Origin of the sequence: Mesorhizobium sp. M0618 (assembly GCF_040320765.1) — a bacterium.
GTDB lineage: Bacteria > Pseudomonadota > Alphaproteobacteria > Rhizobiales > Rhizobiaceae > Mesorhizobium.
The window spans coordinates 55,198-78,186 of record NZ_JAMYQH010000032.1; the positions used below are offsets into that span (position 1 = coordinate 55,198).

22 protein-coding genes and 1 pseudogene are annotated in these 22,989 nt (G+C 63.5%); 11 read left to right on the forward strand and 12 right to left on the reverse strand.

The window, feature by feature from the left end; all coding sequences use genetic code 11:
* Positions 1-37 precede the first annotated feature (37 nt).
* Entirely contained in the window at positions 38-1,480 is a 1,443-nt protein-coding gene (locus NKJ04_RS27445) for an MFS transporter (protein WP_352439855.1), read from the forward strand.
* Positions 1,481-1,491: 11 nt separating this feature from the next.
* Here the strand turns inward: NKJ04_RS27445 and NKJ04_RS27450 are convergent, their stop codons facing one another.
* Positions 1,492-2,196 (reverse strand): nitroreductase, encoded by a 705-nt coding sequence (locus tag NKJ04_RS27450; RefSeq protein WP_352609502.1) that lies wholly within the window; start codon positions 2,194-2,196, stop codon positions 1,492-1,494.
* Positions 2,197-2,376: 180 nt separating this feature from the next.
* Between NKJ04_RS27450 and NKJ04_RS27455 the strand changes: the two genes are divergently transcribed.
* From NKJ04_RS27455 to NKJ04_RS27475, 5 genes are read left to right on the forward strand one after another with little or no spacing between them, the layout of a single operon-like run.
* Positions 2,377-2,964, forward strand: a complete 588-nt coding sequence (locus NKJ04_RS27455) for a helix-turn-helix domain-containing protein (RefSeq protein WP_502895795.1) — start codon at positions 2,377-2,379, stop codon at positions 2,962-2,964.
* Between the two features lie 20 nt (positions 2,965-2,984).
* Positions 2,985-5,438 carry a GcvT family protein gene (locus NKJ04_RS27460; protein ID WP_352629334.1) on the forward strand — a complete coding sequence of 818 codons (2,454 nt, stop codon included), beginning with the start codon at positions 2,985-2,987 and terminating at the stop codon, positions 5,436-5,438.
* Positions 5,435-6,340 (forward strand): homocysteine S-methyltransferase family protein, encoded by a 906-nt coding sequence (locus NKJ04_RS27465; RefSeq protein WP_352609498.1) that lies wholly within the window; start codon positions 5,435-5,437, stop codon positions 6,338-6,340. Before NKJ04_RS27460 ends, NKJ04_RS27465 begins: the two co-directional genes overlap by 4 nt.
* Positions 6,333-7,514, forward strand: coding sequence for a pyridoxal phosphate-dependent aminotransferase (locus NKJ04_RS27470; RefSeq protein ID WP_352678328.1), 1,182 nt, complete (start codon positions 6,333-6,335; stop codon positions 7,512-7,514). Before NKJ04_RS27465 ends, NKJ04_RS27470 begins: the two co-directional genes overlap by 8 nt.
* Entirely contained in the window at positions 7,511-9,961 is a 2,451-nt protein-coding gene (locus NKJ04_RS27475; RefSeq protein WP_352678330.1) for a GcvT family protein, read from the forward strand. Before NKJ04_RS27470 ends, NKJ04_RS27475 begins: the two co-directional genes overlap by 4 nt.
* Before the next feature lie 100 nt (positions 9,962-10,061).
* Here the strand turns inward: NKJ04_RS27475 and NKJ04_RS27480 are convergent, their stop codons facing one another.
* From NKJ04_RS27480 to NKJ04_RS27510, 7 genes are all read right to left on the reverse strand, one after another.
* On the reverse strand, positions 10,062-10,649 hold the full coding sequence (locus NKJ04_RS27480) for an NAD(P)H-dependent oxidoreductase (RefSeq protein ID WP_352678332.1): 588 nt from the start codon (positions 10,647-10,649) through the stop codon (positions 10,062-10,064).
* Positions 10,649-11,230: an NAD(P)H-dependent oxidoreductase gene (locus tag NKJ04_RS27485; protein WP_128304399.1), complete on the reverse strand. Its 582-nt coding sequence runs from the start codon at positions 11,228-11,230 to the stop codon at positions 10,649-10,651. Before NKJ04_RS27485 ends, NKJ04_RS27480 begins: the two co-directional genes overlap by 1 nt.
* Positions 11,231-11,435: 205 nt before the next feature.
* The gene (locus tag NKJ04_RS27490) at positions 11,436-12,839 is read right to left on the reverse strand and encodes an FAD-binding oxidoreductase (RefSeq protein WP_352678359.1); all 1,404 of its coding nucleotides are present in this window, start codon (positions 12,837-12,839) and stop codon (positions 11,436-11,438) included.
* The gene (locus NKJ04_RS27495) at positions 12,839-14,140 is read right to left on the reverse strand and encodes a cytosine deaminase (RefSeq protein WP_352678335.1); all 1,302 of its coding nucleotides are present in this window, start codon (positions 14,138-14,140) and stop codon (positions 12,839-12,841) included. The genes NKJ04_RS27490 and NKJ04_RS27495 overlap by 1 nt, the downstream gene beginning before the upstream one ends.
* Positions 14,141-14,326: 186 nt before the next feature.
* On the reverse strand, positions 14,327-15,178 hold the full coding sequence (locus tag NKJ04_RS27500) for an ABC transporter permease (RefSeq protein WP_352678337.1): 852 nt from the start codon (positions 15,176-15,178) through the stop codon (positions 14,327-14,329).
* Entirely contained in the window at positions 15,165-15,992 is an 828-nt protein-coding gene (locus NKJ04_RS27505; protein WP_352678339.1) for an ABC transporter ATP-binding protein, read from the reverse strand. Before NKJ04_RS27505 ends, NKJ04_RS27500 begins: the two co-directional genes overlap by 14 nt.
* 12 nt (positions 15,993-16,004) lie before the next feature.
* A complete protein-coding gene (locus NKJ04_RS27510) occupies positions 16,005-17,009 on the reverse strand; it encodes an ABC transporter substrate-binding protein (RefSeq protein WP_352678341.1) in 1,005 nt (334 codons plus the stop codon).
* Positions 17,010-17,274: 265 nt separating this feature from the next.
* Between NKJ04_RS27510 and NKJ04_RS27515 the strand changes: the two genes are divergently transcribed.
* From NKJ04_RS27515 to NKJ04_RS27530, 4 genes and pseudogenes are all read left to right on the forward strand, one after another.
* Entirely contained in the window at positions 17,275-17,658 is a 384-nt protein-coding gene (locus NKJ04_RS27515) for a RidA family protein (RefSeq protein WP_023812356.1), read from the forward strand.
* A 54-nt stretch (positions 17,659-17,712) separates the two neighbouring features.
* On the forward strand, positions 17,713-18,516 hold the full coding sequence (locus NKJ04_RS27520; RefSeq protein WP_352678344.1) for a creatininase family protein: 804 nt from the start codon (positions 17,713-17,715) through the stop codon (positions 18,514-18,516).
* A gap of 169 nt (positions 18,517-18,685) precedes the next feature.
* A complete protein-coding gene (locus NKJ04_RS27525; protein WP_352678346.1) occupies positions 18,686-18,940 on the forward strand; it encodes a type II toxin-antitoxin system ParD family antitoxin in 255 nt (84 codons plus the stop codon).
* Positions 18,940-19,228 (forward strand): annotated as a pseudogene (locus NKJ04_RS27530) (type II toxin-antitoxin system RelE/ParE family toxin). Before NKJ04_RS27525 ends, NKJ04_RS27530 begins: the two are co-directional and overlap by 1 nt.
* A 21-nt stretch (positions 19,229-19,249) precedes the next feature.
* Here NKJ04_RS27530 and NKJ04_RS27535 read toward each other — a convergent pair.
* On the reverse strand, positions 19,250-19,759 hold the full coding sequence (locus NKJ04_RS27535) for a tyrosine phosphatase family protein (RefSeq protein WP_352678349.1): 510 nt from the start codon (positions 19,757-19,759) through the stop codon (positions 19,250-19,252).
* Positions 19,756-20,805, reverse strand: a complete 1,050-nt coding sequence (gene cobD / locus NKJ04_RS27540; RefSeq protein ID WP_128304408.1) for a threonine-phosphate decarboxylase CobD — start codon at positions 20,803-20,805, stop codon at positions 19,756-19,758. The genes NKJ04_RS27535 and cobD overlap by 4 nt, the downstream gene beginning before the upstream one ends.
* Between cobD and cbiB the strand changes: the two genes are divergently transcribed.
* Positions 20,804-21,775: an adenosylcobinamide-phosphate synthase CbiB gene (gene cbiB, locus NKJ04_RS27545; RefSeq protein ID WP_352678352.1), complete on the forward strand. Its 972-nt coding sequence runs from the start codon at positions 20,804-20,806 to the stop codon at positions 21,773-21,775. The genes cobD and cbiB overlap by 2 nt on opposite strands.
* A 33-nt stretch (positions 21,776-21,808) precedes the next feature.
* Here the strand turns inward: cbiB and cobO are convergent, their stop codons facing one another.
* Both cobO and cobU read right to left on the reverse strand, forming a co-directional pair.
* Positions 21,809-22,423: a cob(I)yrinic acid a,c-diamide adenosyltransferase gene (gene cobO / locus NKJ04_RS27550; RefSeq protein ID WP_027034787.1), complete on the reverse strand. Its 615-nt coding sequence runs from the start codon at positions 22,421-22,423 to the stop codon at positions 21,809-21,811.
* A gap of 1 nt (position 22,424) precedes the next feature.
* Positions 22,425-22,871 carry a bifunctional adenosylcobinamide kinase/adenosylcobinamide-phosphate guanylyltransferase gene (gene cobU / locus NKJ04_RS27555; protein ID WP_352678360.1) on the reverse strand — a complete coding sequence of 149 codons (447 nt, stop codon included), beginning with the start codon at positions 22,869-22,871 and terminating at the stop codon, positions 22,425-22,427.
* Positions 22,872-22,989 lie beyond the last annotated feature (118 nt).

Below are 22,989 nucleotides of genomic sequence, written 5' to 3' on the forward strand. Positions count from 1 at the left end.
TCAAGAGTCGGCACATTCGTTTGGTTCGAACATCTCCATGACCGCAGAACTATCCGCCGGCGCCACGGATCGCGCCGATGTGCCGGCCAGAGCCTTGCTCCTGCTGCCGCTAACGGTCGCCTGCGGCGTGTTCATGACCAGCCTCGACCAGAATGTCGTGGTGACCGCGCTGCCGGGCATCAGCGAAAGCCTCGGGCGTCCGCCCAGCCAGCTCGGCCTCTTGATTACCGTCTATGTCGCCAGCCTGATCATCTCGATGCCGCTTGGCGGCTGGGCCGCCGACCGCTTCGGACTGCGCAACGTCTACTGCTTTGCCTTGCTGGTGTTCGCCGCCTCGTCGGCGCTCTGCGGGCTGTCCGACAACATCTGGACGCTGGTCGGCGCCCGCGCGCTGCAAGGCTTTGGCGGCGCCTTGATGGGCACGCTCGGCCAGGTCGTCATCCTGTCGACCTTTCCGCGCAGCCGAACGCTGAAGATCAACATGTACATCTCGCTGGCCGGCCAGTCCGGACCGTTGGTCGGTCCGCTCGTCGGCGGCGCGCTGACCACCTACATTTCCTGGCGCTGGATCTTCTTCATCAACGTGCCGTTCGCGCTGGCTGCGGCAATTCTTGCCGCCTCGCTGTTTCCGACGATGACCAAGCCGGTGCGCACGCCGTTCGATTTTCCGGGCTTCCTGCTGGTCGGCAGCGGCATGGTCCTGCTGGTCTTCGGCATGGATTCGCTTGCCGCCAAGGATGCCGCGGGCGGCATCATCGCCGCCGAACTGGCGCTGGCGCTCGTTATCCTGACCATCGCCTCGTTCTACTGCCTGCGCGTGCGCAATCCGCTGCTCGATCTCAAGCTGTTGCGCATCCGTACCTTCCGCATTTCGTTCCTCACCGGTGGCGGGCTGGACACGATCGGCCTCAGCTCCGTCGTCTTCCTGCTGCCGCTGATGTTCCAGCTCGGCTTCGGCATGAGCGCGGTTCAGGCGGGATCGCTGACCTTCGTCGCCGCGGTCGGCTCCGTGGCCATGCGGTTCTTCATGCCGCGTGTCCTCAACCGTTTCGGCTTTCGCCGCGTGCTGGTCTACAACACGCCCATCGTCGCCGCCCTGGTTGCCGGCTTCGCGCTGATGCAGGCGACGACGCCGGTATGGATCGTGCTCACCTACATCTTCGTCTTCGGCGTCTTCCGCTCCGCGCAATGGGCCTCGACCGGCAACCTCGCCTATTCCGACATCGCGCCCGAGCAGCTCGCCCGTTTCAGCGCGCTCTATTACATATTATGGCAGCTGGCAGTGGCGATCAGCGTTGGCCTGGCCGCCGCGGCACTGTCGTTTCTGGCGGGCGGCGGCCCTGCCGTCGCCGACGACTTTCGCATCCTGTTCGTGATCGAGGGCGTCATCACGCTCTGCGCGCTGCTTGCCTACCTCAAGCTGACGCCGCAAGACGGCGTCCATGTCAGCGGCCACGGCGCACAGATGAACACGGAATGAAGCTGGCTGGCTTACTCGCTGAACGTCACCCACTCTTCCAGCGGCACGCGGTCGGTGCGGAAGGCGTTTTCAGGTTTTGACGTATCTTCGTAACCAACCGCCATGCCGCAGACGACGATCTCTTCGTCCGGAATGTCGAGCACCGGCCTGATCTGCCGGTGATAGGGCGCGAAGGCCGCCTGCGGACAGGTGTGCAGACCCCTGCCTCTAGCTGCGACCATGATGTTCTGCAGGAACATGCCGTAGTCAATCCACGAGCCCTGGTTGAGGCGGCGGTCGATGGTGAAGATCATGCCGACCGGAGCGTCGAAGAAGACGAAGTTGCGGTCGTGCTGGGCGCGCATCTTGTCGACCTCGCGGCGACCAATGCCGAGCGCGCCATAGAGGCCGAAACCGTTGGCGCGGCGGCGGGTCAGATACGGCTCGAAGAACTGGGTGGGATAATACCGGTACTCGTCCCAATCGGCTTTTTCGGCGCGAATGCCGGAATTGAGAATGGCGTCTGATATCCGCTGCTTGCTCTCGCCCTTGGTGACATAGACTTTCCATGGCTGCATGTTGGTGCCGGATGGGGCGCGCGCCGCAACCGCCAGAATGGCGCGGATGGTGTCGTCGTCGACCATGTCGGGCAGGAATGCGCGCACCGAACGGCGCGACAGGATCGCCTCGTCGACAATCTCGGCAGCGCCCGCAATTCGGGGGTTATTTTCCAGCATGGGCCGTCCCTTACCCTTTGTCTCGATCGGACGTCCCCACTCGCCGCTCTCGGCGGAGCCTTTGCATGAACCATCAAAATCGCGCAAGCAAATCTTGTGCATCCGTGAAAATCTACTTGATTTTTTCATGAGCTTGATTTCTCATGAAATTTGAGCGGATTTTTTCATGAAGAGAGCGTTTTGCCTTCGACTACCGCAAGAACATTGCAGGGACCTGACGAACGCGTGCTGGCCGGCGACATCAGGGCCCTGCGCAAGGCGCGCGGGCTGACACTCGCCGAGATTGGCCTGAATCTTGGCCGTTCCGTCGGCTGGGTCAGCCAGGTCGAACGCGGCCTGTCGACGCCATCGCTCGGTGACCTCAGGGCCTTCGCCGAACTGTTCGGCGTGCCGATCAGCCTGTTCTTCAGCCATGACGTACCTGTCGAAAGCGAGCGCGGCGTGGTCGTGCGCGCCGGCAGGCGCCGCACGCTTGGCACAAGCGAATCCGGCCTGGTGGAGGAGCTTCTGTCGCCCGATCTCGGCGGTAGCTTCGAGATGGTGCGTTCGGTCTTCGCGCCAGGCGCGGAACTGAAGGCCGAGGCGCAGCGACCGACCGAGGAAGCCGGATACGTCGCGTCCGGACTGTTCGACATCGAGATCGGAGGTGTCTGGCATCGGCTTGGCGAGGGCGACTCCTTTCGCTTCGAAGGCAAGCCCTACCGCTGGCGCAATCCGGGTGCCGAGCCGGCAATTGTCATCTGGGTGGTTTCACCACCCGTCTATTGAGTTCAAGTTTGGAGAAGAACATGGCGGGTTTGCCGAGCACGGCGCGCGTGGTGATCATCGGAGGCGGTGCCGTCGGCACCTCCTCGCTCTACCATCTCGCCAAGGCGGGCTGGACCGACTGCGTGCTCTTGGAAAAGAACGAGCTGACTTCGGGCTCGACCTGGCATGCCGCTGGCAACGTGCCGACTTTCTCCTCGTCCTGGTCGCTGATGAACATGCAGCGCTATTCGACCGAGCTTTATCGCGGGCTGGCCGACGCGGTCGACTATCCCATGAACTATCACGTCACCGGCTCGCTGCGCCTTGCCCACACGAAAGAGCGCATGCAGGAATTTCAGCGCGCCAAGGGCATGGGCCTCTACCAGGGCATGGACATCGACATTGTCGGTGTCGACGAGATCCAGCGTCGCTATCCCTTCATCGAGACGCATGACCTGAAAGGCGCGCTCTACGACCCGAGCGACGGCGACATCGATCCGGCGCAGCTCACCCAGGCGCTGGCCAAGGGTGCGCGCGACATGGGCGCGAAGATCATCCGCTTCTGCCCGGTCACAGGCGTGCGCCGTGAGAACGACGAATGGGTGGTCGAGACGGCACAAGGTGAGATCCGCTGCGAGATCGTCGTCAATGCCGCCGGCTACCGCGCCGCCGAAGTCGGCCGGATGTTCGGCCGCGACGTGCCGATGATGGTGATGAGCCATCAGTACATTTTGTTCGAGGAGATTCCCGAACTGGCGGCATGGTCGAAGGAACAGGGGAAGAAACTGCCGCTGCTGCGCGACGTCGACACCTCCTACTATCTTCGCCAGGAGAAGAACGGCATGAATCTCGGCCCCTATGAGCGCAATTGCCGCGCGCATTGGGCCACCCACAACGACCCGATGCCGGAGGATTTTTCCTTCCAGCTGTTCCCCGACGATCTCGACCGGCTCGAACATTATCTGGCCGACGCCGTCGCCCGCGTGCCGATCCTGGGCACCGCCGGCCTGTCCAAGGTCATCAATGGCCCGATCCCCTACACGCCGGACGGCAATCCGCTGATCGGCCCGATGCCCGGCGTTCCCAATGCCTTCGAGGCCTGCGTCTTCACCTTCGGCATCGCCCAGGGCGGCGGCGCCGGCAAGGTGCTGGCCGAATGGGTGACAGAGGGCCAGACCGAATGGGACATGTGGTCATGCGACCCGCGCCGCTTCACCTCCTTTGCCGCGGCGCCGGACTATTGCGTCGCCAAGGGCATGGAGATCTACGGCAACGAATACGCCATCCAGTTCCCGCGCCATGCCTGGCCGGAAGGCCGCGACCGCAAGCTGTCGCCGATCCACGATCGCATCAAGGCGCTCGGCGGCCGCTTCGACGCCTATAATGGCTGGGAGCGCGCCACCTGGTATGCGCAAGAGGGCGATGATATTTCAGAGGAAGCGACGCTGACCTTCCGCCGCGAAGGACCCTGGCACCATCGTGTGCGTGAAGAATGCCTGGCCGTGCGCGATGCCGCCGGCATTTTGGACCTGCCGGGCTTCTCGCGCTTCAACCTCGAAGGCCCGGGTGCCGCCGAATGGCTGAGCCTGCAGGTCACTGGGCTGGTGCCGAAGCCAGGCCGCATCGGCCTGGCCTATTTCGCCGACGACAAGGGCCGTATCGTCACCGAAATGTCCGTGGTGCGCCACGACGACAACCTGATGACGCTGATCACCGCGGCGGTCGCGCAATGGCATGATTTCGAGTGGCTGAAATCGCGCATGCCTGAAGATGCGACCTTCAAGCTGATCGATCGGACCGAGGAATTCTCGACCCAGATCCTGGCAGGCCCGAACTCGCGAAAAATCCTCGCTGATGTCTGCGAAGCCGACCTCACTCTGCCATGGCTGACGCATCAGGAGACAAAGATCGCCGGTCGCTGGGCCAAACTCGTGCGCGTCTCCTTCGCCGGCGAACTCGGCTGGGAAATCCACACCAGGATCGACGACACCGCCGCCATCTTCGATGCCATCTGCGCGGCGGGACAACAGCATGGGCTGAAGCCGTTCGGCATGTATGCGCTGGATTCGCTCAGGCTCGAAAAAGGCTACCGCACCTGGAAGGGCGACCTGTCGACCGACTATTCGATCCTGCAGGGCGGGTTGGAGCGCTTCGTCAAATGGGACAAGCCCGACTTCCGCGGCAAGGCGGCACTCCAGAACGAAAAGCAGCAAGGCGTGAAGAAGCGCTTCGTCACGCTGGTGGTGGAAAACCCCGGCGATTGCGACGCTCCGTCAGTTTCTACACTCTGGCATGACGGCAAGATCGTCGGCGAGACGACGTCGGGCGGCTGGGGTCATCGCATCGACAAGTCGATCGCACTCGGCATGCTGCGCGCCGACCTGGCCGAACCAGGTACATCAGTCGAGGTCGAAATCTTCGGTGACCGCTTTCAGGCGATCGTGCAGAAGGATGAACCGCTGTGGGATCCGAAGAACGAAAGGCTGCGCGCATGAAGAAAATCATCCTCACCGATGGCGGGATGGGCCAGGAACTGGTCCGCCGCAGCAAATCCGAGCCGACACCGCTTTGGTCGGCCAGGGTGCTGATCGACGAACCCGATTTGGTGCGCGACCTGCACGCGGAATTCATCCGTGCCGGCGCACGTGTCATCACCATCAACACCTATTCTGCGACACCCGAACGCCTGGCGCGCGAGGGCGCGGAAGACCTCTTCAAGCCATTGCAGAAGCGCGGCATCGAATTGGCCAGGCAGGCCCGCGACGAGGCCGGCGATGCAGCCATCGCCGGCTGCCTGTCGCCGCTTTTCGGCAGCTATGCACCGGCACTGACCATTTCCTTCGAGGACACGCTCGATATTTACCGCCACATCGTTGCCGAGCAGGCCGATGGCGTCGACCTGTTCCTGTGTGAAACCATGGCGTCGGCGGACGAAGCCCGCGCGGCGGTCACCGCGGCATCGGAAAGCGGCAAGCCGGTATGGGTGTCGTGGACGCTGGCCGACCACGGCAAGCCACGGCTGCGCAGCGGCGAGACAATAGCCGCCGCGGCAGGCGCGCTCGATGGCCTGGCAGTCGCCGCGCGGCTGGTCAATTGCTGCCGGCCGGAAGCAATCGCCGCGGCTTTGCCTGAACTGATCGACCTCGGCGGCCCGGTCGGCGCCTACGCCAATGGCTTCACTTCAACCGAAGCACTCAAGCACGGCGGCACCGTCGATGTGCTGCACGCCCGTCACGACCTTGGCCCGGATGCCTATGCCGACCAGGCGATCGGCTGGGTCGAGGCTGGGGCAAGCATCGTTGGCGGCTGCTGCGAAGTCGGACCACCGCACATCGCCGCCCTGCGCGACCGGCTCGAACAGGCCGGCTACGAAATTTCGGGGGTTTTGCATGCCTAGACCATCATCGCGTATTTCCGGCATCGTGCCTTCGGGCAAGGACGGCTGGGAAGTCCATTTCGCCGCCTGGACGCGCAAGGAGGCCGGAGAAGACATCATCATGCTGTCGGTCGGCGACCATGATTTCGACACGCCTTCGCCGACGATCGAAGCCTGTGTGACCGCGGTTCGCGGCAGCAATCATCACTACACCCCGCTTCCCGGCCTGCCGCGCCTGCGCAGGGCGATGGCGGCGGCCTCGACCGCCTGCACCGGCGTCGAAACGTCGCCGGATCAGGTGATCGCCACGCCGGGCGGCCAGGCCGCACTCTACGCCGCGGTGCAGGGCGTGCTCGACCAGGGCGATCACGCTATCGTCGTGGCGCCCTATTATGCCACCTATCCCAACACGTTCAGCGCCGCAGGCGCTGATTTCACCGTCGTCGAGACACCGGCCGAGGATGGCTTCCAGCCACGTGCCGACATGATCCGCGCGGCAATCCGGCCGAACACGCGCGCCATCCTGATCAACACGCCGAACAATCCGACAGGTGCTGTCTATTCGCGCGAGCGGCTGGAGCAGTTGGCAGAAGTCTGCCGGGAGCACGACCTCTGGCTGCTGTCGGACGAAGTCTACTGGACGCTGGGCGGCGGCGAGCACGTCTCGCCGCGCTCGCTGCCAGGGATGGCCGAGCGGACGCTGGTCATCAATTCGATGTCCAAGAGCCACGGCATGACCGGCTGGCGCATGGGCTGGCTGACGGGACCGGAGGAGATGATCACGCTCATGATCAATCTCAATCTGGTGACGACCTACGGCCTGCCGGCCTTCATCTCGATCGCCTGTTCCGAGGCGCTGGAGAACCGTTACGGCGTCAAGGAGATCGCCGAACGTTACGCGGCACGCCGCACCGTCTTGCTCGACGCCGTGCGGGGCATGAACGATGTCACCGTGCGCGGTTCGGAGGGCGGCATGTATGTCATGCTCGACATCTCGGCCGTCGAACCGGACGACGAGAAATTCGCCTGGGCCCTGCTCGACAGCGAAAAGGTTGGCGTGATGCCCGGCTCCAGCTTCGGCGAAGCGGCCGCCGGCCACATTCGCATCAGCCTCTGCCAGCCCGAACCCGTGCTGCAGGAAGCTGCACTTCGTCTGCGCCGCTTTGCTTCCAGCTACCGTCGCGAGGCAGCATGACCGCCAAGGCAATTCCCGCCAAAGCAAGAGCGGTCATCATCGGCGGCGGCGTTTCCGGCTGTTCGGTCGCCTATCACCTGGCCAAGCTCGGCTGGACCGACATCGTGCTTCTCGAACGCAAACAGCTGACGTCGGGCACGACATGGCACGCCGCCGGCCTGATCGGCCAGTTGCGCGGTTCGCAGAACATGACACGGCTGGCCAAATATTCCGCCGATCTCTACGTCAAGCTGGAAGCCGAGACCGAGGTCGGCACCGGCATGCGCCAGGTCGGTTCGATCACCGTGGCGCTGACCGAGGAGCGCAAGCACGAGATCTACAGGCAAGCGTCGCTGGCGCGTGCCTTCGATGTCGACGTGCGCGAGATTTCGCCCAGGGAAGTCAGCGAGATGTACCCGCATCTCAATGTTTCCGATGTCGTCGGCGCCGTTCATCTGCCGCTCGACGGCCAGTGCGACCCCGCCAACATCGCCATGGCGCTGGCCAAGGGCGCGCGCCAGCGCGGCGCCACCATCGTCGAGAACGTGAAGGTCACCAAGGTCCATACCAAGGCCGGCCGCGTCAGCGGCGTGTCCTGGGCACAGGGCGAAGACCAAGGCACGATCGAAGCCGACATCGTCGTCAACTGCGCCGGCATGTGGGCGCGCGAACTGGGAGCGCAGAACGGCGTCACCATCCCGCTGCATGCCTGCGAGCATTTTTACCTCGTCACCGAACCGATCCCCGGCCTCACCCGTCTGCCGGTGCTGCGGGTGCCGGACGAGTGCGCCTACTACAAGGAGGACGCCGGCAAGATGATGCTGGGCGCCTTCGAGCCGGTGGCAAAACCCTGGGGCATGGACGGCATAAGCGAGGATTTCTGCTTCGACCAGTTGCCGGAGGACATGGAGCATTTCGAGCCGATCCTCGAAATGGGCGTCAACCGCATGCCGATGCTGGCAACCGCCGGCATCCACACCTTCTTCAACGGTCCTGAGAGTTTTACGCCCGACGACCGCTACTATCTCGGCGAGGCGCCGGAGCTGTCCGGCTACTGGATGGCGACCGGCTACAACTCGATCGGCATCGTCTCCTCCGGCGGCGCCGGCATGGCGCTGGCGCAGTGGATCAATGACGGCGAAGCCCCGTTCGACCTGTGGGAAGTCGACATCCGCCGCGCCCAGCCGTTCCAGAAGAACCGCCGCTATTTGAAGGAACGCGTCTCGGAAACGCTCGGCCTGCTCTATGCCGACCATTTCCCTTATCGGCAGATGGCGACCTCGAGGAATGTCAGGCGTTCGCCGCTGCACGAGCATCTGAAGGTGCGCGGCGCCGTGTTCGGCGAAGTCGCCGGCTGGGAGCGCGCCAACTGGTTCGCTCGCGAGGGCCAGGAGCGCGAATACCGCCATTCCTGGAAGCGCCAGAACTGGTTCGACAACCAGCGGGAAGAACACCTCGCGGTCAGGAATGGCGTCGGCCTGTTCGACATGACCTCCTTCGGCAAAATCCGTGTCGAGGGCCGCGACGCCAGCGCTTTCCTGCAAAGACTGTGCGCCAACGACATGGACGTCGCGCCGGGCAAGATCGTCTACACCCAGATGCTCAACCAGCGCGGCGGCATCGAGAGCGACCTGACGGTTTCGCGGCTGTCGGAAACGGCTTTCTTCCTCGTCGTCCCCGGCGCCACGCTGCAGCGCGACCTGGCTTGGCTGCGCAAGCACGTCGCCGACGAGTTCGTCGTCGTCACCGACGTGACGGCGGCCGAAAGCGTGCTCTGCCTGATGGGCCCGGACGCAAGAAAGCTGATCCAGAAGGTCAGCCCCAACGATTTTTCCAATGATAAAAATCCGTTCGGCACGTTCCAGGAAATCGAGATCGGCATGGGCCTGGCCCGCGCCCACCGCGTCACCTATGTCGGCGAACTCGGCTGGGAACTCTATGTCTCGACCGACCAGGCGGCTCATGTCTTCGAGGCGATCGATGAGGCCGGCGCCGAAGGCGGCCTGAAGCTCTGCGGCCTGCACACGCTGGATTCCTGCCGCATCGAAAAGGCCTTCAGGCATTTCGGCCACGACATCACCGATGAAGACAATGTGCTGGAAGCCGGCCTTGGCTTCGCGGTGAAGACCGCCAAGGGCGACTTCATCGGCCGCGATGCCGTGCTGCGCAAGAAGGAAGCCGGCCTGTCACGCCGGCTCGTCCAGTTCCGCCTGAAGGATCCGGAGCCCCTGCTCTTCCACAACGAGGCGATCCTGCGCGACGGCAAGATCGTCGGTCCGATCACCTCAGGCAATTACGGCCATCATCTCGGCGGCGCGGTCGGGCTGGGCTATGTGCCATGCCAGGGCGAGAGCGAAGCGGATGTGCTGGCTTCATCCTACGAAATCGAGATCGCCGGCGAGCGCTTTGCGGCGGAAGCCTCGCTGAAGCCGATGTACGATCCGAAATCGGAGCGGACAAGGATGTAGCGCCTCTTACCCTCCCCCTTGTGGGAGGGTCGGCTCGCGGTCGGAGCGGAGCGGAGATTGCGGGACGGGGTGGGGAAAGCGCCCTACGAGACCCCGCTTCTCAAAACCGCTCCAGCTTTGCCCGCACCTTCGCCAGAAACGCCGCCCTTGTCGCCGGCGTCGAGGCATCCATCAAATAGTGCGCCAGGAAAAACGTCCGGCTGCGCGTCGCGCATAGCGCCCGCATGCCGCGCAGCAGGGTCTTGCGTCCCGGCTGGCCGACGACGACGCTCCACCAGGTCGGGGCGCCGCAGGTAGTGATGACACCAACCTTGGTCACATGCGTCATCAGCGACTTGATCCGCCCCTTGCCGGCCGGCAGCTTGAAGGCGACGTCCGTCGCCCACACCCGGTCGAGCCAGCCCTTCAGCATCGCCGGCAGTCCGTACCACCAGGTCGGATATACAAACAGGATCGCTTCGGCCCAGTTGAGCAGCTCGAAATGCGGCTTCAGCGCCGGGTCCTGCGGCGCCTGGTCATTGTAGGAGCGTCGCTCGTCGCAACCCATCACCGGGTCGAACTTCTCGGCATAGAGGTCGAGCAGCCGCACCTCCCAGCCTCGTCGCATCAGCACGTCGATGGCGGTGTCGCGAATTGCCGCACAGAAGCTGTCCGGCACCGGATGGCAGTAGACCACCAGCGCGCGCATCAGAAGGCATCCATGCGTGCCGCGACCTTGGCCATGAAGGTCTTGCGCGTGCTGTCGGTCGACAGATTCATCGAATAATGTGCAAGATAGCTCACCGGTGCGCCCGGTTTGACGGTGGCGCGCAGCATGCGCTTGATCAGTTTGCGCGGCGGATCACCCATCAGCATGGCGCGGAACCGGCTGCCGCCATAGGTAGTCACCGCGGCAACCTTGCGTACGTTGTGCAGCGACGGCTGCGCCTTGCCGTCGACCAATTTGAACGACACGCCGGGCAGGAAGACGCGATCGAAAAAGCCTTTCAGGATCGCTGGAAAGCCGTAGTTCCAGACCGGATAGGAAAGCACCAGCGCATCGGCTCGCAGCAGGCGTTCGACATAAGGTGCGGCAGCGTCAGCGGCGCCGCGCGGATTGTGGTAGCCCAGCCTTTCCTGCCGCGTCATCCGCGGATCGAAATCCTCCGCGTAGAGGTCGCAGTCATCGACCGTATGGCCCGCCGCCGTCAACCGCTCTACGATCATGCGGTGCAGGCCGGCATTGAAGCTAGTCTCGACCGGATGGGCGTAAAGGACGAGGATGTTCACAGGGGAATATCCGCAAGGTCAGTGCGAGGCACCCCCCTCTGCCCTGCCGGGCATCTCCCCCGCAAGGGGGGAGATCGGACTGCCGTATCGCTTTCGCCAACTGTCGACGCCGCAGAATGGTCGCGACTCAAAGGCTGCCAATCTCCCCCCTTGCGGGGGAGATGTCCGGCAGGACAGAGGGGGGTGTTCAAGCGCAAACCTGTCCTCATCCCATCCTCTGCAACCCCTTGAACAAGAATGTCCGGCCCGACCGGTAGTCATAGTCCGGGTTCTCCCAGGCGATCATCTTGCCGGGGTTGAGCAGGCCTTGCGGATCGGTTTCGCGCTTGAAGGCAAGCTGCACCGCGTCGGTCTGCTTCATGCCGCCCTCTTCCAGCGTGTAGCGATGTGGGTTGAAGATCGGGCAGCCATTCTCCTCATGCAGCCGCACGATCTCGTCGAGCCTTGCTTCACTGGTGAACTTGACCAGCGGCAGGCCGAAGCAGGTGATGTTGCCGTCCAGCCGTACGAATTCCAGATGCGAGAAAACCTCGCCCGGAAACATCGCATCCATCTTTTCGACCAGCGCCAGTTGCTTGGGAAAGGGATAGAGCGACTGCAGATAGGTAATCGAAGGATCGACGCGCAGCGCCCTCAGTGTGGTGTGGTTCCAGGCCAGCTCATAGGCCGGTGGCAGGCCCTTTTTCTCGTCCAGCGTCGCTGAGGCTGCATTGAAGATCACCTCGCCGCCGGCACGGCGATTAAAGGCCAGGAAGTCATCCAGCCCGTGCCGCGCCACCATGACGACGCAGATGCTCTGCCCCTGCTTCAGGAATTTCTGATGCCGCTTGAAATAAAGCTGTGGCACGGGTGCCGCTATCGGCGTGATCAGCTTGGTCAGGATACCGTCTTGGCACGCCAGTGCATTTCCATAGCGGGCCGCATCCATGAAAGCGTCGAAGCCGACGATGACGTCGATCCATTCATAGGCCGCGGTCAGCGGCATCTCGACCTCCGATATGATGCCGTTAGTGCCGTAGGCATGGGTCACCTTGTGCAGATCCTCGCCGGTGAGTTCGAGCGCTTTCGGCTCGGCCTCCATGGTCACCACCCGCAGGCGCAGCACATTGCCGAAATCGCGCAATCCGCCGAAATTGATCGAACCGACGCCGCCCGAACCGCCGGCGATGAAGCCGCCGATCGAGGCGGTGTTGTAGGTGGAGGGCGACAGCCGCAGCTCCTGCCCGGAATGCGCCCGCGTCGCCTTGTCGATATCGGCAAGAACGGCCCCCGGTCCGGTCACCACGCGCCCCGGTGCGATCGACTTGATCTCGTTCATCTCGGCAAGGTTGAGCACGACGCCGCCGGAGAGCGGCATCGCCTGGCCGTAATTGCCGGTGCCGCTGCCGCGCGGTGTCACCGGCACACCATGGCGATGACACGTAGCAAGCACGCGTATCAGTTCGGTCTCATTCCTTGGCGTCACGATCAGATCGCCGGTGACATGGTCCAGTTGCTGCTTCAGCACCGGGCTGTACCAGTAGAAGTCACGGCTCTTCTGCTGGACGATGGCCGGGTTGTCGTCGACCTTGAGTCCGTCAAGATCGCGTTTGAGCGCCGAAACGTCCATCATTCCACCATCAGTTCGTCGAGTTCGGCATAGTCGGGCAATTGCCGGTCGATCGCCTTGCCGCCGCGCACCACGATGCGCTCCGATTCGGGCCGCGAGAGCAATTCCGTCCAGCTTCGGCCTTTGAACAGGACAAAATCGGCATCGCCGCCGGCGGCAAGCGTGCCGAAGCCATCAAGCCGCATCACCCTGGCCGGCGTCGCGGTGACCGCTTGCGGCCAGTCGGCGACCGGATGATCGAAATGCAGGATGCGCGTCGCCATGCGGTAGACCTCCAGCATGTCGAGATCGCCATAGGCGTAGAAGGGATCACGCGTGTTGTCGGAAGCGACTGCCACCGGAATGCCCCTCGCCTTCATCTCGTGCAGCAGCGTCACGCCGCGCCAGCGCGGCGTGGTTTGGTCGCCGCGCCGGTCCTGCAGATAGAGGTTGCACATTGGCAGCGAGACGACGGCGAGCCCCGCTTTCGCCACCTTGTCCAGCGTGTCGAGCACATCGAGGTCCGGCTGGCGCGCCAGCGAACAGCAATGGCCGACGAGGATGTTGCCTTCGAAACCGTTCCAAAGAGCGGCCTCGGCGATCTTCTTCAGCGATATGGCGGAGATATCGTCGGTCTCGTCGGCATGGAAATCGAGATCGAGGCCATGCTTGATGGCTTGCGCGAAGACATGGTCGAGCAGTTCTTCGAGGTCCGGCACCATATAGGTGACGACACCGAGCACGCCCTTTGCCGCGGCAACCCTTTTTGCCAGTCTGTCGAACCACTTTTTGTCACGCACGCCTTCGATGCCGAGCAAACAGGCGCCTTGCAACTCGATGCGGCCGCGCCATGTCTCGCGCATCGCCTCGAACACCGGCCAGGAGATTTCCTCCTGCGGCGCGACGCTGTCGAGATGCGTGCGCAGCGCCCTGGTGCCATGGGCGTAGGCTGAGCGCAGCGAGAAATCCATGCGCCGGGCAACGTCCTCGGCGCCCCAGCGTGCCACACGATCGGCGCCGGCGGCATTCAGCGCGCCCAAGAACGTGCCGTCGGGATTGGGTGTTCGCGGCCAGATATGGCCCTTGTCGATATGCGTGTGGCAGTCGACGAAGCATGGCAGGATTATACGGCCGGCGAGGTCGATGGCATCGGCACGTGCCCTCGATTTGCCATGCGCTGCAATGCTGGAGACCTTGCCGTCGGCGACGGCAATGTCGGCCAGCGCGAAACCGTCATTATCGTAAGTTGCATTAAGGCCCGACGTCAGTGATTGATGAACAGTGACGTTAGCGAGCTGATAAGAGCCGGAGGCTGGTATCAAGGCCTGCCCCCCTCTGTCCTACCGGACATCTCCCCCTCAAGGGGGGAGATTGGCAGCTTCAGCCACGCCGCTTCTCTTGCAACATTTGAAATTGGCGAAAACAAAACATACAGTTGATCTCCTCCCTCGAGGGGGAGATGGCCGGCAGGCCAGAGGGGGGCGCTTCGCGCCAATCTTTCAGTCATCCTAGCGCTCCTGCTTCAGTGCGCTTTCGTGCCAGCGCCGCAAAATGAGATGCGAAATCAGCGACAGCACGAGGAAGATCAAAATGCCGGTCAGCGAGATCAGGAACAGCGCCGCGAACAGCCGCGGCGCGTTGAGCCGGTAGCCGGCCTCGATGATGCGCGAGGCAAGACCGGACGACTGGCCGGTGGTACCGGCGACGAACTCGGCCACCACCGCGCCGATCAGCGACAGGCCGCCGGCGATCTTCAACCCGCCGAGGAAATAGGGCATCGCGGCCGGCAGCCTGAGATAGCGCAATTGCTGCCAGCGCGTCGCGCCATTGAGCTTGAACATGTCGCGCAGATTGCGGTCGACGGAGTTGAGGCCAAGCGTGGTGTTGGACAGGATCGGAAAGAAGGCGACGATCCAGGCGCACAGCAGAAGCTTGGTCGTCTGGTCGTTCACATAGATATTGATCAGCGGAAAGATCGCTACGATCGGCGTTACCTGCAGCACGATGGCGAACGGGAAGAACGACATCTCCACCCATTTCGACTGCGCGAACAGCACCGCCAGCCCGACCCCGCCGACGACCGCCAGAACCAGGCTGAGGAAGGTGATGCGCAAGGTCACCAGCAGCGAGGAAAACAGCAAGCCGGCATCGTTGTAGAGCGTCCACAGAACCACGCCGGGGCGCGGCAGGATGTATTGCGGGATCTCGTTCCACACACAGATGCGATCCCACAGCCAGATCGCCAGAATCATGATCGCTAGCGGCAGCAGCCAGCGGCCGATCCGTTCGAACCGCTCCTGGCGCACGCGGCGTGCTTCCTCGGGGTCGAGTTCGAGCACGCGCTCGTCAATGGCCGTCATGATGCGCGCCTGCTGTTGAATTGATGGCATTGACCAACACATCGGAGGCCTGCCGGCAGAGGGCCGCATAGTCGGGCGAGGTACGAAACGCCTCGTCGCGCGGATAGGTGGCCTCGATGGCGAGTTCGTCGAACACCCTGCCCGGACGCGCCGCCATGACGACGACGCGGTTGGAGAGGAACACGCTTTCAAAGACGCTGTGGGTGACGAAAACGACGGTGAAGCGTTCGTCCTGCCACAGTTCCAGGAGATCGTTGTTGAGCTTGAAGCGGGTGATCTCGTCGAGTGCGGCGAACGGTTCGTCCATCAGCAGCACGCGCGGTTTGGTCACCATTGCGCGCGCGATCGAGACGCGCATCTTCATGCCGCCGGACAGTTCGCGCGGCACCGCGTCTTCGAAACCGGTCAGGTGCACCCGCGCCAGCATCTCCGTGATCGCCGGTGTCGCCTTGGCGCGCGAAATGCCTTTCAGCCGAAGCGGCAGCCAGACATTGTCGAAAACATTGGCCCAGGGCAGCAGCGTCGGCTCCTGAAAGACGAAGCCGATGTTCGAGCGGTCAAGCGCGCCGCCGCCGCGCCAGTCGAGCACGCCGGAGGTCGGCGTCGACAGGCCGGCGATCAGCCGCAGCGCCGTCGACTTGCCGCACCCCGACGGCCCAAGCAGGCTGAGGAAATCGCCTTCCCGGATGGTCAGGTCGACGTCGCTGAGCGCCGTCACGCCGTTGGAAAATACCTTGCCGACGCCGCGCAGCGCCAGAAGCGTCGGGGCCGTACCCGACACAGCCGGCGCTGGCGCCACTTTTTCCCTTATCATGCCGGGACCGGCCTATTTCTTCAGCTCGAGCCCGACGCCCTTGTTGATGAAGGTCAGCGTGTAGGCCTTCTTGATGTCGATGCCGTCGGGCGTGACCTTGGCCTTGACCATCTTGTCGTAGAAGCTCTTGATCCGCTCGTCGGTCATGGCGCCGATGCCGAGCTTTTCGGTGTCGCCGGAATCGGCCAGGCCGAACTTCTTCATCTGCTCGATCGAGAACGCGATCTGCTCGTCGCTCATGTCGGGATTGTCTTTCTTGATCAGGTCGTTGGCGGCCTTGTTGTCGCCGTAGAGATATTTGTACCAGCCCTTGGCGGAGCCATCTACGAAGCACTGGACCACCTCCGGCTTCTTGTCGATCGTATCCTGCATCACCTCGATCGTCGTCGAATAGGTGTCCCAGCCATAGTCGGCGAGCAGGAACTGGTTCGGCACGAAGCCGCCTTCCTTCTTGACCGCGAACGGCTCGGAGGTGACGTAGCCCTGCTGGATCGACTTCTTGTTGGCGAGGAAGGGAGCGGTGTTGTAGGTGTAGGGCGCGCGCTTGGAGGCATCGAAGCCGAGTTCGATGACCATCCACTGGAAGAAGGTCTGCACGCCCTCGTCGCCCAATATGTACTGGTCGGCGTTCTTCAGGTCCTCCCATTTGTCGAGCCCTTCGCCGGGATGGGACATGATGACCTGCGGGTCCTTCTGGAAATCCGCCGCCACCACCCGCATCGGAATGCCTTGCTGCACGGCATCGAAAGCCGACAGCAGATTGCCGCCCATGTAGAAATCGATCTTGCCGGCCAGCAGCATCGGCCGGCCGCTGACCTGCGGACCGCCCTGCATAATGGTGACGTCGAGGCCGCAGGCGGCATAGGTGCCGTCCGCCACGGACTGGTAATATCCGCCATGCTCCGGCTCGGCCAACCAGTTGGTGCCGAAGGTGACTTTCTCATTCGCAGCAGCACCCAGCCTGCTGGCTGCAAGCAGGGCCACAATCGCCACCGAGATCTTCTGTTTTCCGTACATCGACACCACCCTCTGTTTGCTCCGGCGCGCCACGCGCCAGGCTCGACACCAAAGATTCAAGAAGCAAGACACATGCCACCGGCGTCTGGCGCCTGGGCCGCCCGCTTGAAAGACGTTGCCATGCCAAGCGCGGACGGGTCATGCTGTACGGAAGGCATCGTGCCTATTTTTTGAACGGCTGTCCACAATCGCCCGGGCAACATGCACCGCCATCTTGAAGGTGTAGTGGGTCCGGCTTTAGGCTGACGGCATCCAGGAGATTGCCATGTTCAGATTCCTCACCCCGAAGTCGATCAAGCCGCCCTTTGCCCGCTACAGCCACGGCGTCGAGGTGCCGGCTGGCAAGCGACTGGTGCTGTGCTCGGGTCAGGTCGCCATCACCGCGGACGACCAGATTCCCGAAGACGCCGGCGCGCAGGCCGAACTCTGCTTTCAAAACATCGCGGCGATTCTCGGCGAAGCCGGCCTGGGTCTGAGGGATATCGTGCGCATCAACACCTATGTCACCGATCGCGCGCATCTGCGGCCCTATATGGATGTCCGCGACCGGCTGTTTTCCAGCCCCGCGCCGGCCTCGACGCTGATGATCGTTTCCGGCTTTGCCCGCCCCGAATTCAAGGTCGAGGTCGAGGCCATCGCGGCCGGGTGATCGACAGACCGCGCTTGCCGCGCTAGGTCTGCCGGACCATTGAAGAGGCATGACATGACCGTACCCAAAAGACGTGTGTGGTGGGGCGATTACCGGACCACCGAATACGCCTCGATCGATCCGGAGGCGACGATCGCCGTGCTGCCGGTGGCGGCGATCGAGCAGCATGGGCCACATCTGCCGGTCTCTACCGACACCTCGATCATGAACGGCATGCTCGACACGGTTATTTCGCGCCTGCCCGACGATCTCGACATCCGCATCCTGCCGGTCCAGGCAGTGGGCAAGTCGAACGAACATCTGCACGCGCCGGGCACCCTCACTCTGCCGGCAACCACGCTGATAGAAGCCTGGACCGAGCTTGGCCTGTCGATCGCTCGCGCCGGGGTGCGCAAGCTGATCGTGGTCAATTCGCATGGCGGCAACGAAGAGATCATGGGCATCGTCACGCGCGAACTGCGCGTGCGCGAAAAGATGCTGGCGGTAAAGACCAGCTGGCAGCGTTTTGGTCGTCCGGCCGGCATGTACACCGAACTGGAGGATCGCCACGGCATCCATGGCGGCGATGTCGAGACCTCGCTGATGCTGCATTTCCGGCCGGACCTCGTCGACATGGGCAAGGCCGACAATTTCGTTTCCAATGTCGCCAAGGCCGAGAAGGAATTCTCGCTGCTGCGCCACACCGGCACCCACGCCTTTGCCTGGATCGCTGGCGATCTCAACCCGAACGGCGTCGTCGGCGATGCCAGCATCGCAACGGCGGAGAAGGGCCGGCTGACGGCAGAATATCAGGCCGACGGCTTCATCAGCCTGCTGCGGGATGTCCGCAAGGCCAAGCTCGCGGACTGGTTGACGTAGCCTCCAAACCAGTGGTCTGGCATCGTAAGGCAAAACGCTGTCCTCTTGAACAAACCAGGCGACGGAGGGCGGATCAGACGATAACGCTTTGCACAGAGAGATTTCCGCACAAGAGATTTTGACAAACTTTGCCAAAATGCACCATACTGGGCGGAATATGGAGGCCAGTATGGCAACGATGAACGTATCATTGCCCGACCCGATGAAAGATTGGGTTGAGGCGCAAACCGAAACGGGCCGTTACGCCAACGCGAGCGATTATGTGCGCGATTTGATCCGTCGGGATCAGGAGCGCAACGACAAGATTGCCGCCATGCAGCGCTTTGTCGATGACGGCTTGAAGAGTGGCATCGGCAATCGATCCAGGGACGCGCTTTTCGCGGAGGCGGTTAAACGCGCTGAAAAGCCATCCGGCAATGGGTAGTGGGATTTCGCCTTTCTTTAGCCGCGGAAGAGGACATCGTCGGTTTGCCGAGCAAGGGGTGCGCCTGTTCGGCGCTGTGCAGGCCAGACAGTATCGTGACGAGTTGTTCCTGACCTGATCGCTGCCAGTCCCCGAATAGCGCGGGAGCGGCTTGAATTGGCGCCACCGATGCGTATCCATCCCTTCAAAGCCCATCTTGTCGTCTACCGGATCGAAGCCGACGACGACGTGTTCATTGTCCGGGTACGCCACGGGCATGAAGATTGGGCGAATGAAGGCACTCGATAATCGAACAACGACGTGGGGCAGCTAGCTGTCGATCCTCAGCGCGAAGGGCGTGCCTTCAAAGGCATCCGCACCGCGGCCGATCGATTCGATCGCCTCGATCATGCGGCCGTTGCGATCAAGCAGCGCATCGGCCACCGCGATCAGTCGCGGATTGGGTGTTGCCGAGGGCGACAGCGCCCGCAGCGTCCGCGCCAATTCGGCCTCGTCGCGTTTCGGCGCCAATGCGGCCGCGATGATATAGGCCGAAGCCGTCGAGCGGCTGATGCCGGCATAGCAATGCACGAGCATCGGCCTTGCCCGGTCCCAGCGGCGCGCGAAATCGAGCAGGTTACGGACATGCTCCTCGCCCGGCATGGTCATGCCGTCCTGCGCCGCCGCGATGTCATGCATGACCAGATGCAGATGGTTTTCTCGGGCGATCGACGCCGGACGGACCAACGCCGTTCCGGCGGCAAGCAGCGACAGCATGCGGTCGGCGCCGGTCCTGGCCACCGTTTCCTCGATCTTTGCCAGCGAACAGACATGGATCATTGTTTCGAACCCTTCGATTGATGCTCGCGCCGCGACGCCCATTCGGCAGGAACGGTCTCGAGCCGCTGCCATTCCTCCTCACTCCCCGGCAGGCCGGCGCGCAGAACGTCAGGCCGATCGGCAAAATGGCGAAGCAGGATGCCGCGCTCGCCGAGCGCGGCAAACAAATCGGCGGCATGCGGCAGGCGAAGAAAACGGAACAGCGTGGTGCCGCCCACGACGGGAATACCGAAGCGGCCGAACAGCGCATCGAGCCGCGCCGATTCATCAGCCAGCGCCGTCCGCATCGCGTCCTGCCAGCCAATATCGGCAAGCGCGCGGATGCCGTATTCCAGCGCCGGGCCGGCAACGGCCCATGGCCCGAATTGTGTTTCCAGCCGTTCGACCGTCACAGCATCGGAAAGTGCAAAACCGAGCCGCAGGCCGGCCAGACCAAAGAACTTGCCGAACGAGCGCAGCACGACGACGCCGCCCTGCCCAACATCGCCGCAGAGGCTATGCTCGCGCGGCCCAACATCCATGAACGCCTCGTCGACAACCAGCAGCCCGCCCTTGGCGCGCAATCCGGCAGCCAGAGCCAGCAACCGGTCGCGCTCGATGACACGTCCATCCGGATTGTTCGGATTGACGATGATGGCAAGGTCGGCGTCCGCCAAGTCAGCGAAATCGCCGACCTCGGTCACCGCGTGCCCGGCGATCACTGCTGCGCGGGCATGTTCGGCGTAGGTCGGACCCAGCACCAGCGCCCTTCCGGGGGTAATCAGCGAGGCGACGCGCGGCAACAGGATCTGCGTGCCCGGTGCCGCCACGACGTTGGCTGGCGACGGCGCCCCATAGGCACTGGCAGCGATCTCTGTCAGCTCACGCGTGCGCGCGGCTTCCGGCAACCGCGACAGCGAGGTGGCGGGCAGGTCGAAAAGCGGGTAGGAGTGCGGATTGATACCGGTCGAGAGGTCGACGAATGGCAGCAGGGCGTTGGGAAAAAGCGCCCTCGCGCGGCCAAGACTTCCACCATGGTCCACAACCGCCCCATTAAGAAGCTTCATGTCAGTCCTGATCGCTTTCCTGTCATTGGCCGTCGAATTCGCCCTCGGTTACCCCGATTGGCTGTTTCGCGCCATCGGCCATCCGGTGACGTGGTTCGGCAGGCTGATATCCTTTCTCGACCGCAGGCTCAACCGCGCCACTGATCCCGACGCGCTGCGTCGCAAGCGTGGTGTCCAGGCGCTGCTGGTCATCGTGCTGGTGCCGGCGATAATTGGCCTGGGCGTGCAGATCCTGTTCTGGTTCGTTCCCATGGGCCTCGTCATCACGGCCCTTCTGGCAACGTCGCTTCTGTCGCAAAAGAGCCTCTATGAGCATGTCGAGGCGGTGGCTGACGCGCTCGACACCGGCGGTCTCGCTTTGGGCCGCGTTGCCGTTTCGCGGATCGTCGGCCGCGACCCTGAAACGCTCGACAGGGCCGGCGTCTGCCGCGCGGCGATCGAGAGCCTGGCCGAGAATTTCTCTGACGGCATCGTCGCCCCCGCCTTCTGGACCGGCGTCGGCGGCCTGGCCGGCGGCGCCGCCTACAAGGCCGCCAACACCGCCGATTCGATGATCGGCCACCGCACCCCGCGCCACGAGGCGTTCGGCTGGGCAGCGGCGCGCTTCGACGACTGGATCAATCTGCCGGCGTCGCGGCTGACGGCGCTGCTGATCGTGCTGGCGGCGTTCCTCGTCAAAGGCGCTGATGCGAAAAATGCCTGGCATGCGGTATTGCGCGACGCGAAAAAACATCGCTCACCCAATGCCGGCTGGCCGGAAGCGGCGATGGCCGGCGCGCTCGGCCTGTCGCTCGCCGGGCCGCGCAGCTACGGCGGCGTACTGGTCGACGACGTCTTCATGGGCGAAGGTGGGCGGCGCGAAGCCGACAGCCTCGACATCAGGCAGGCGCTGAAACTCTATCGCATTGCCGACTATCTGCTGATCGCCCTATTCGGGTTGGATTCGATCATCGTCATCGTTGTGACCTAACCTTACCCTCCCCCTTGTGGGGAGGGTAAGCTCTCAGAACTCGATCCCCTGCTGGGCCTTCACGCCCGCGGAAAAATGGTGCTTGGTCACGCCCATCTCGGTGACGAGGTCGGCGGCCTCGATCAGCGCCGGCTTGGCGTTGCGGCCGGTGACGACGACATGCAGGCTCTCGCGCCGCGCTTTCAGCGCCGCAACCACTCTGTCGAGATCGAGATAGTCGTAGCGCAGCGCAATGTTCAGTTCGTCGAGCACCAGCAGGCTGATCGACGGATCGGCCATCAGTTCGAGCACCTTGGCCCAGGCGGCTTCGGCGGCTGCGATATCACGCTTCAAATCCTGCGTTTCCCAGGTGAATCCCTCGCCCATCGCGTGCCAGACGACGCGGTCGCCGAAGGCGGCGAACGCGTCCTTCTCGCCGGTGTGCCATTTGCCCTTGATGAACTGGACGACACCGACGCGCTTGCCGTAGCCGAGCATCCGCAGCGCCAGGCCGAAGGCGGCCGTGGTCTTGCCCTTGCCGGGGCCGGTGTTGACGATCAGCAGCCCCTTCTCGACCGTCTTGCTCGCCACCTCGGCATCCTGCACCGCCTTGCGCTTGGCCATCTTGGCGCGGTGGCGTTCTTCGTCCTTATCGTCGATGTCGGTCATGTCATTTCACCTTGAGCGGCAGCCCCGCCACCATCAGCAGCACCGTATCGGCAATCGCCGCGACCTGCTGGTTGAGCCGGCCGGCGGCATCGCGAAACCGGCGCGCCAGTGCATTGTCCGGCACGATACCTTGGCCGACTTCATTGGACACCACGAACCAGGGTCCGCGCGGCCGCGACAGCACCTCTGCCAATCGGCGGCATTCCAGCTCGAAATCGTGTTCGGCCAGCATATGGTTGGTCAGCCACAACGTCAGGCAGTCGACGAGTACCGGTTGGTTATCAGGCAAGGCGGCAAGCGCGCCGGCGAGATCGAGCGGTGCGTCGATGGTCGTCCAGCCTTCGCCGCGCTGCGACCGGTGCAGCGCGATGCGCTCACGCATCTCGTCATCCCAGGCTTGCGCCGTGGCGATATAGGTCCAGGGCGGCGGCAAGGCGGTCGCCAGGATTTCGGCGTGGGGGGGGGGGGGGGGGGGGGGGGCCCCCCGCCCGGCGGGGGGGGCGGGAGGGGCGGGAGCGGGGGCGGCGGCCGAGGCGGGGGGGAGCGGGAGCGGCGCGCCCCAGCCC

Excerpts from the sequence above, each read along its gene's own strand:
- NKJ04_RS27445 (WP_352439855.1), top strand. The coding sequence starts at position 38 with ATGACCGCAGAACTATCCGCCGGCGCCACGGATCGCGCCGATGTGCCG.
- NKJ04_RS27450 (WP_352609502.1), bottom strand. The coding sequence starts at position 2,196 with ATGCTGGAAAATAACCCCCGAATTGCGGGCGCTGCCGAGATTGTCGAC.
- NKJ04_RS27460 (WP_352629334.1), top strand. The coding sequence starts at position 2,985 with ATGGCGGGTTTGCCGAGCACGGCGCGCGTGGTGATCATCGGAGGCGGT.
- NKJ04_RS27465 (WP_352609498.1), top strand. The coding sequence starts at position 5,435 with ATGAAGAAAATCATCCTCACCGATGGCGGGATGGGCCAGGAACTGGTC.
- NKJ04_RS27470 (WP_352678328.1), top strand. The coding sequence starts at position 6,333 with ATGCCTAGACCATCATCGCGTATTTCCGGCATCGTGCCTTCGGGCAAG.
- NKJ04_RS27475 (WP_352678330.1), top strand. The coding sequence starts at position 7,511 with ATGACCGCCAAGGCAATTCCCGCCAAAGCAAGAGCGGTCATCATCGGC.
- NKJ04_RS27480 (WP_352678332.1), bottom strand. The coding sequence starts at position 10,649 with ATGCGCGCGCTGGTGGTCTACTGCCATCCGGTGCCGGACAGCTTCTGT.
- NKJ04_RS27490 (WP_352678359.1), bottom strand. The coding sequence starts at position 12,839 with ATGGACGTTTCGGCGCTCAAACGCGATCTTGACGGACTCAAGGTCGAC.
- NKJ04_RS27500 (WP_352678337.1), bottom strand. The coding sequence starts at position 15,178 with ATGACGGCCATTGACGAGCGCGTGCTCGAACTCGACCCCGAGGAAGCA.
- NKJ04_RS27505 (WP_352678339.1), bottom strand. The coding sequence starts at position 15,992 with ATGATAAGGGAAAAAGTGGCGCCAGCGCCGGCTGTGTCGGGTACGGCC.
- NKJ04_RS27510 (WP_352678341.1), bottom strand. The coding sequence starts at position 17,009 with ATGTACGGAAAACAGAAGATCTCGGTGGCGATTGTGGCCCTGCTTGCA.
- NKJ04_RS27515 (WP_023812356.1), top strand. The coding sequence starts at position 17,275 with ATGTTCAGATTCCTCACCCCGAAGTCGATCAAGCCGCCCTTTGCCCGC.
- NKJ04_RS27520 (WP_352678344.1), top strand. The coding sequence starts at position 17,713 with ATGACCGTACCCAAAAGACGTGTGTGGTGGGGCGATTACCGGACCACC.
- NKJ04_RS27525 (WP_352678346.1), top strand. The coding sequence starts at position 18,686 with ATGGCAACGATGAACGTATCATTGCCCGACCCGATGAAAGATTGGGTT.
- NKJ04_RS27535 (WP_352678349.1), bottom strand. The coding sequence starts at position 19,759 with ATGATCCATGTCTGTTCGCTGGCAAAGATCGAGGAAACGGTGGCCAGG.
- cbiB (WP_352678352.1), top strand. The coding sequence starts at position 20,804 with ATGTCAGTCCTGATCGCTTTCCTGTCATTGGCCGTCGAATTCGCCCTC.
- cobD (WP_128304408.1), bottom strand. The coding sequence starts at position 20,805 with ATGAAGCTTCTTAATGGGGCGGTTGTGGACCATGGTGGAAGTCTTGGC.
- cobO (WP_027034787.1), bottom strand. The coding sequence starts at position 22,423 with ATGACCGACATCGACGATAAGGACGAAGAACGCCACCGCGCCAAGATG.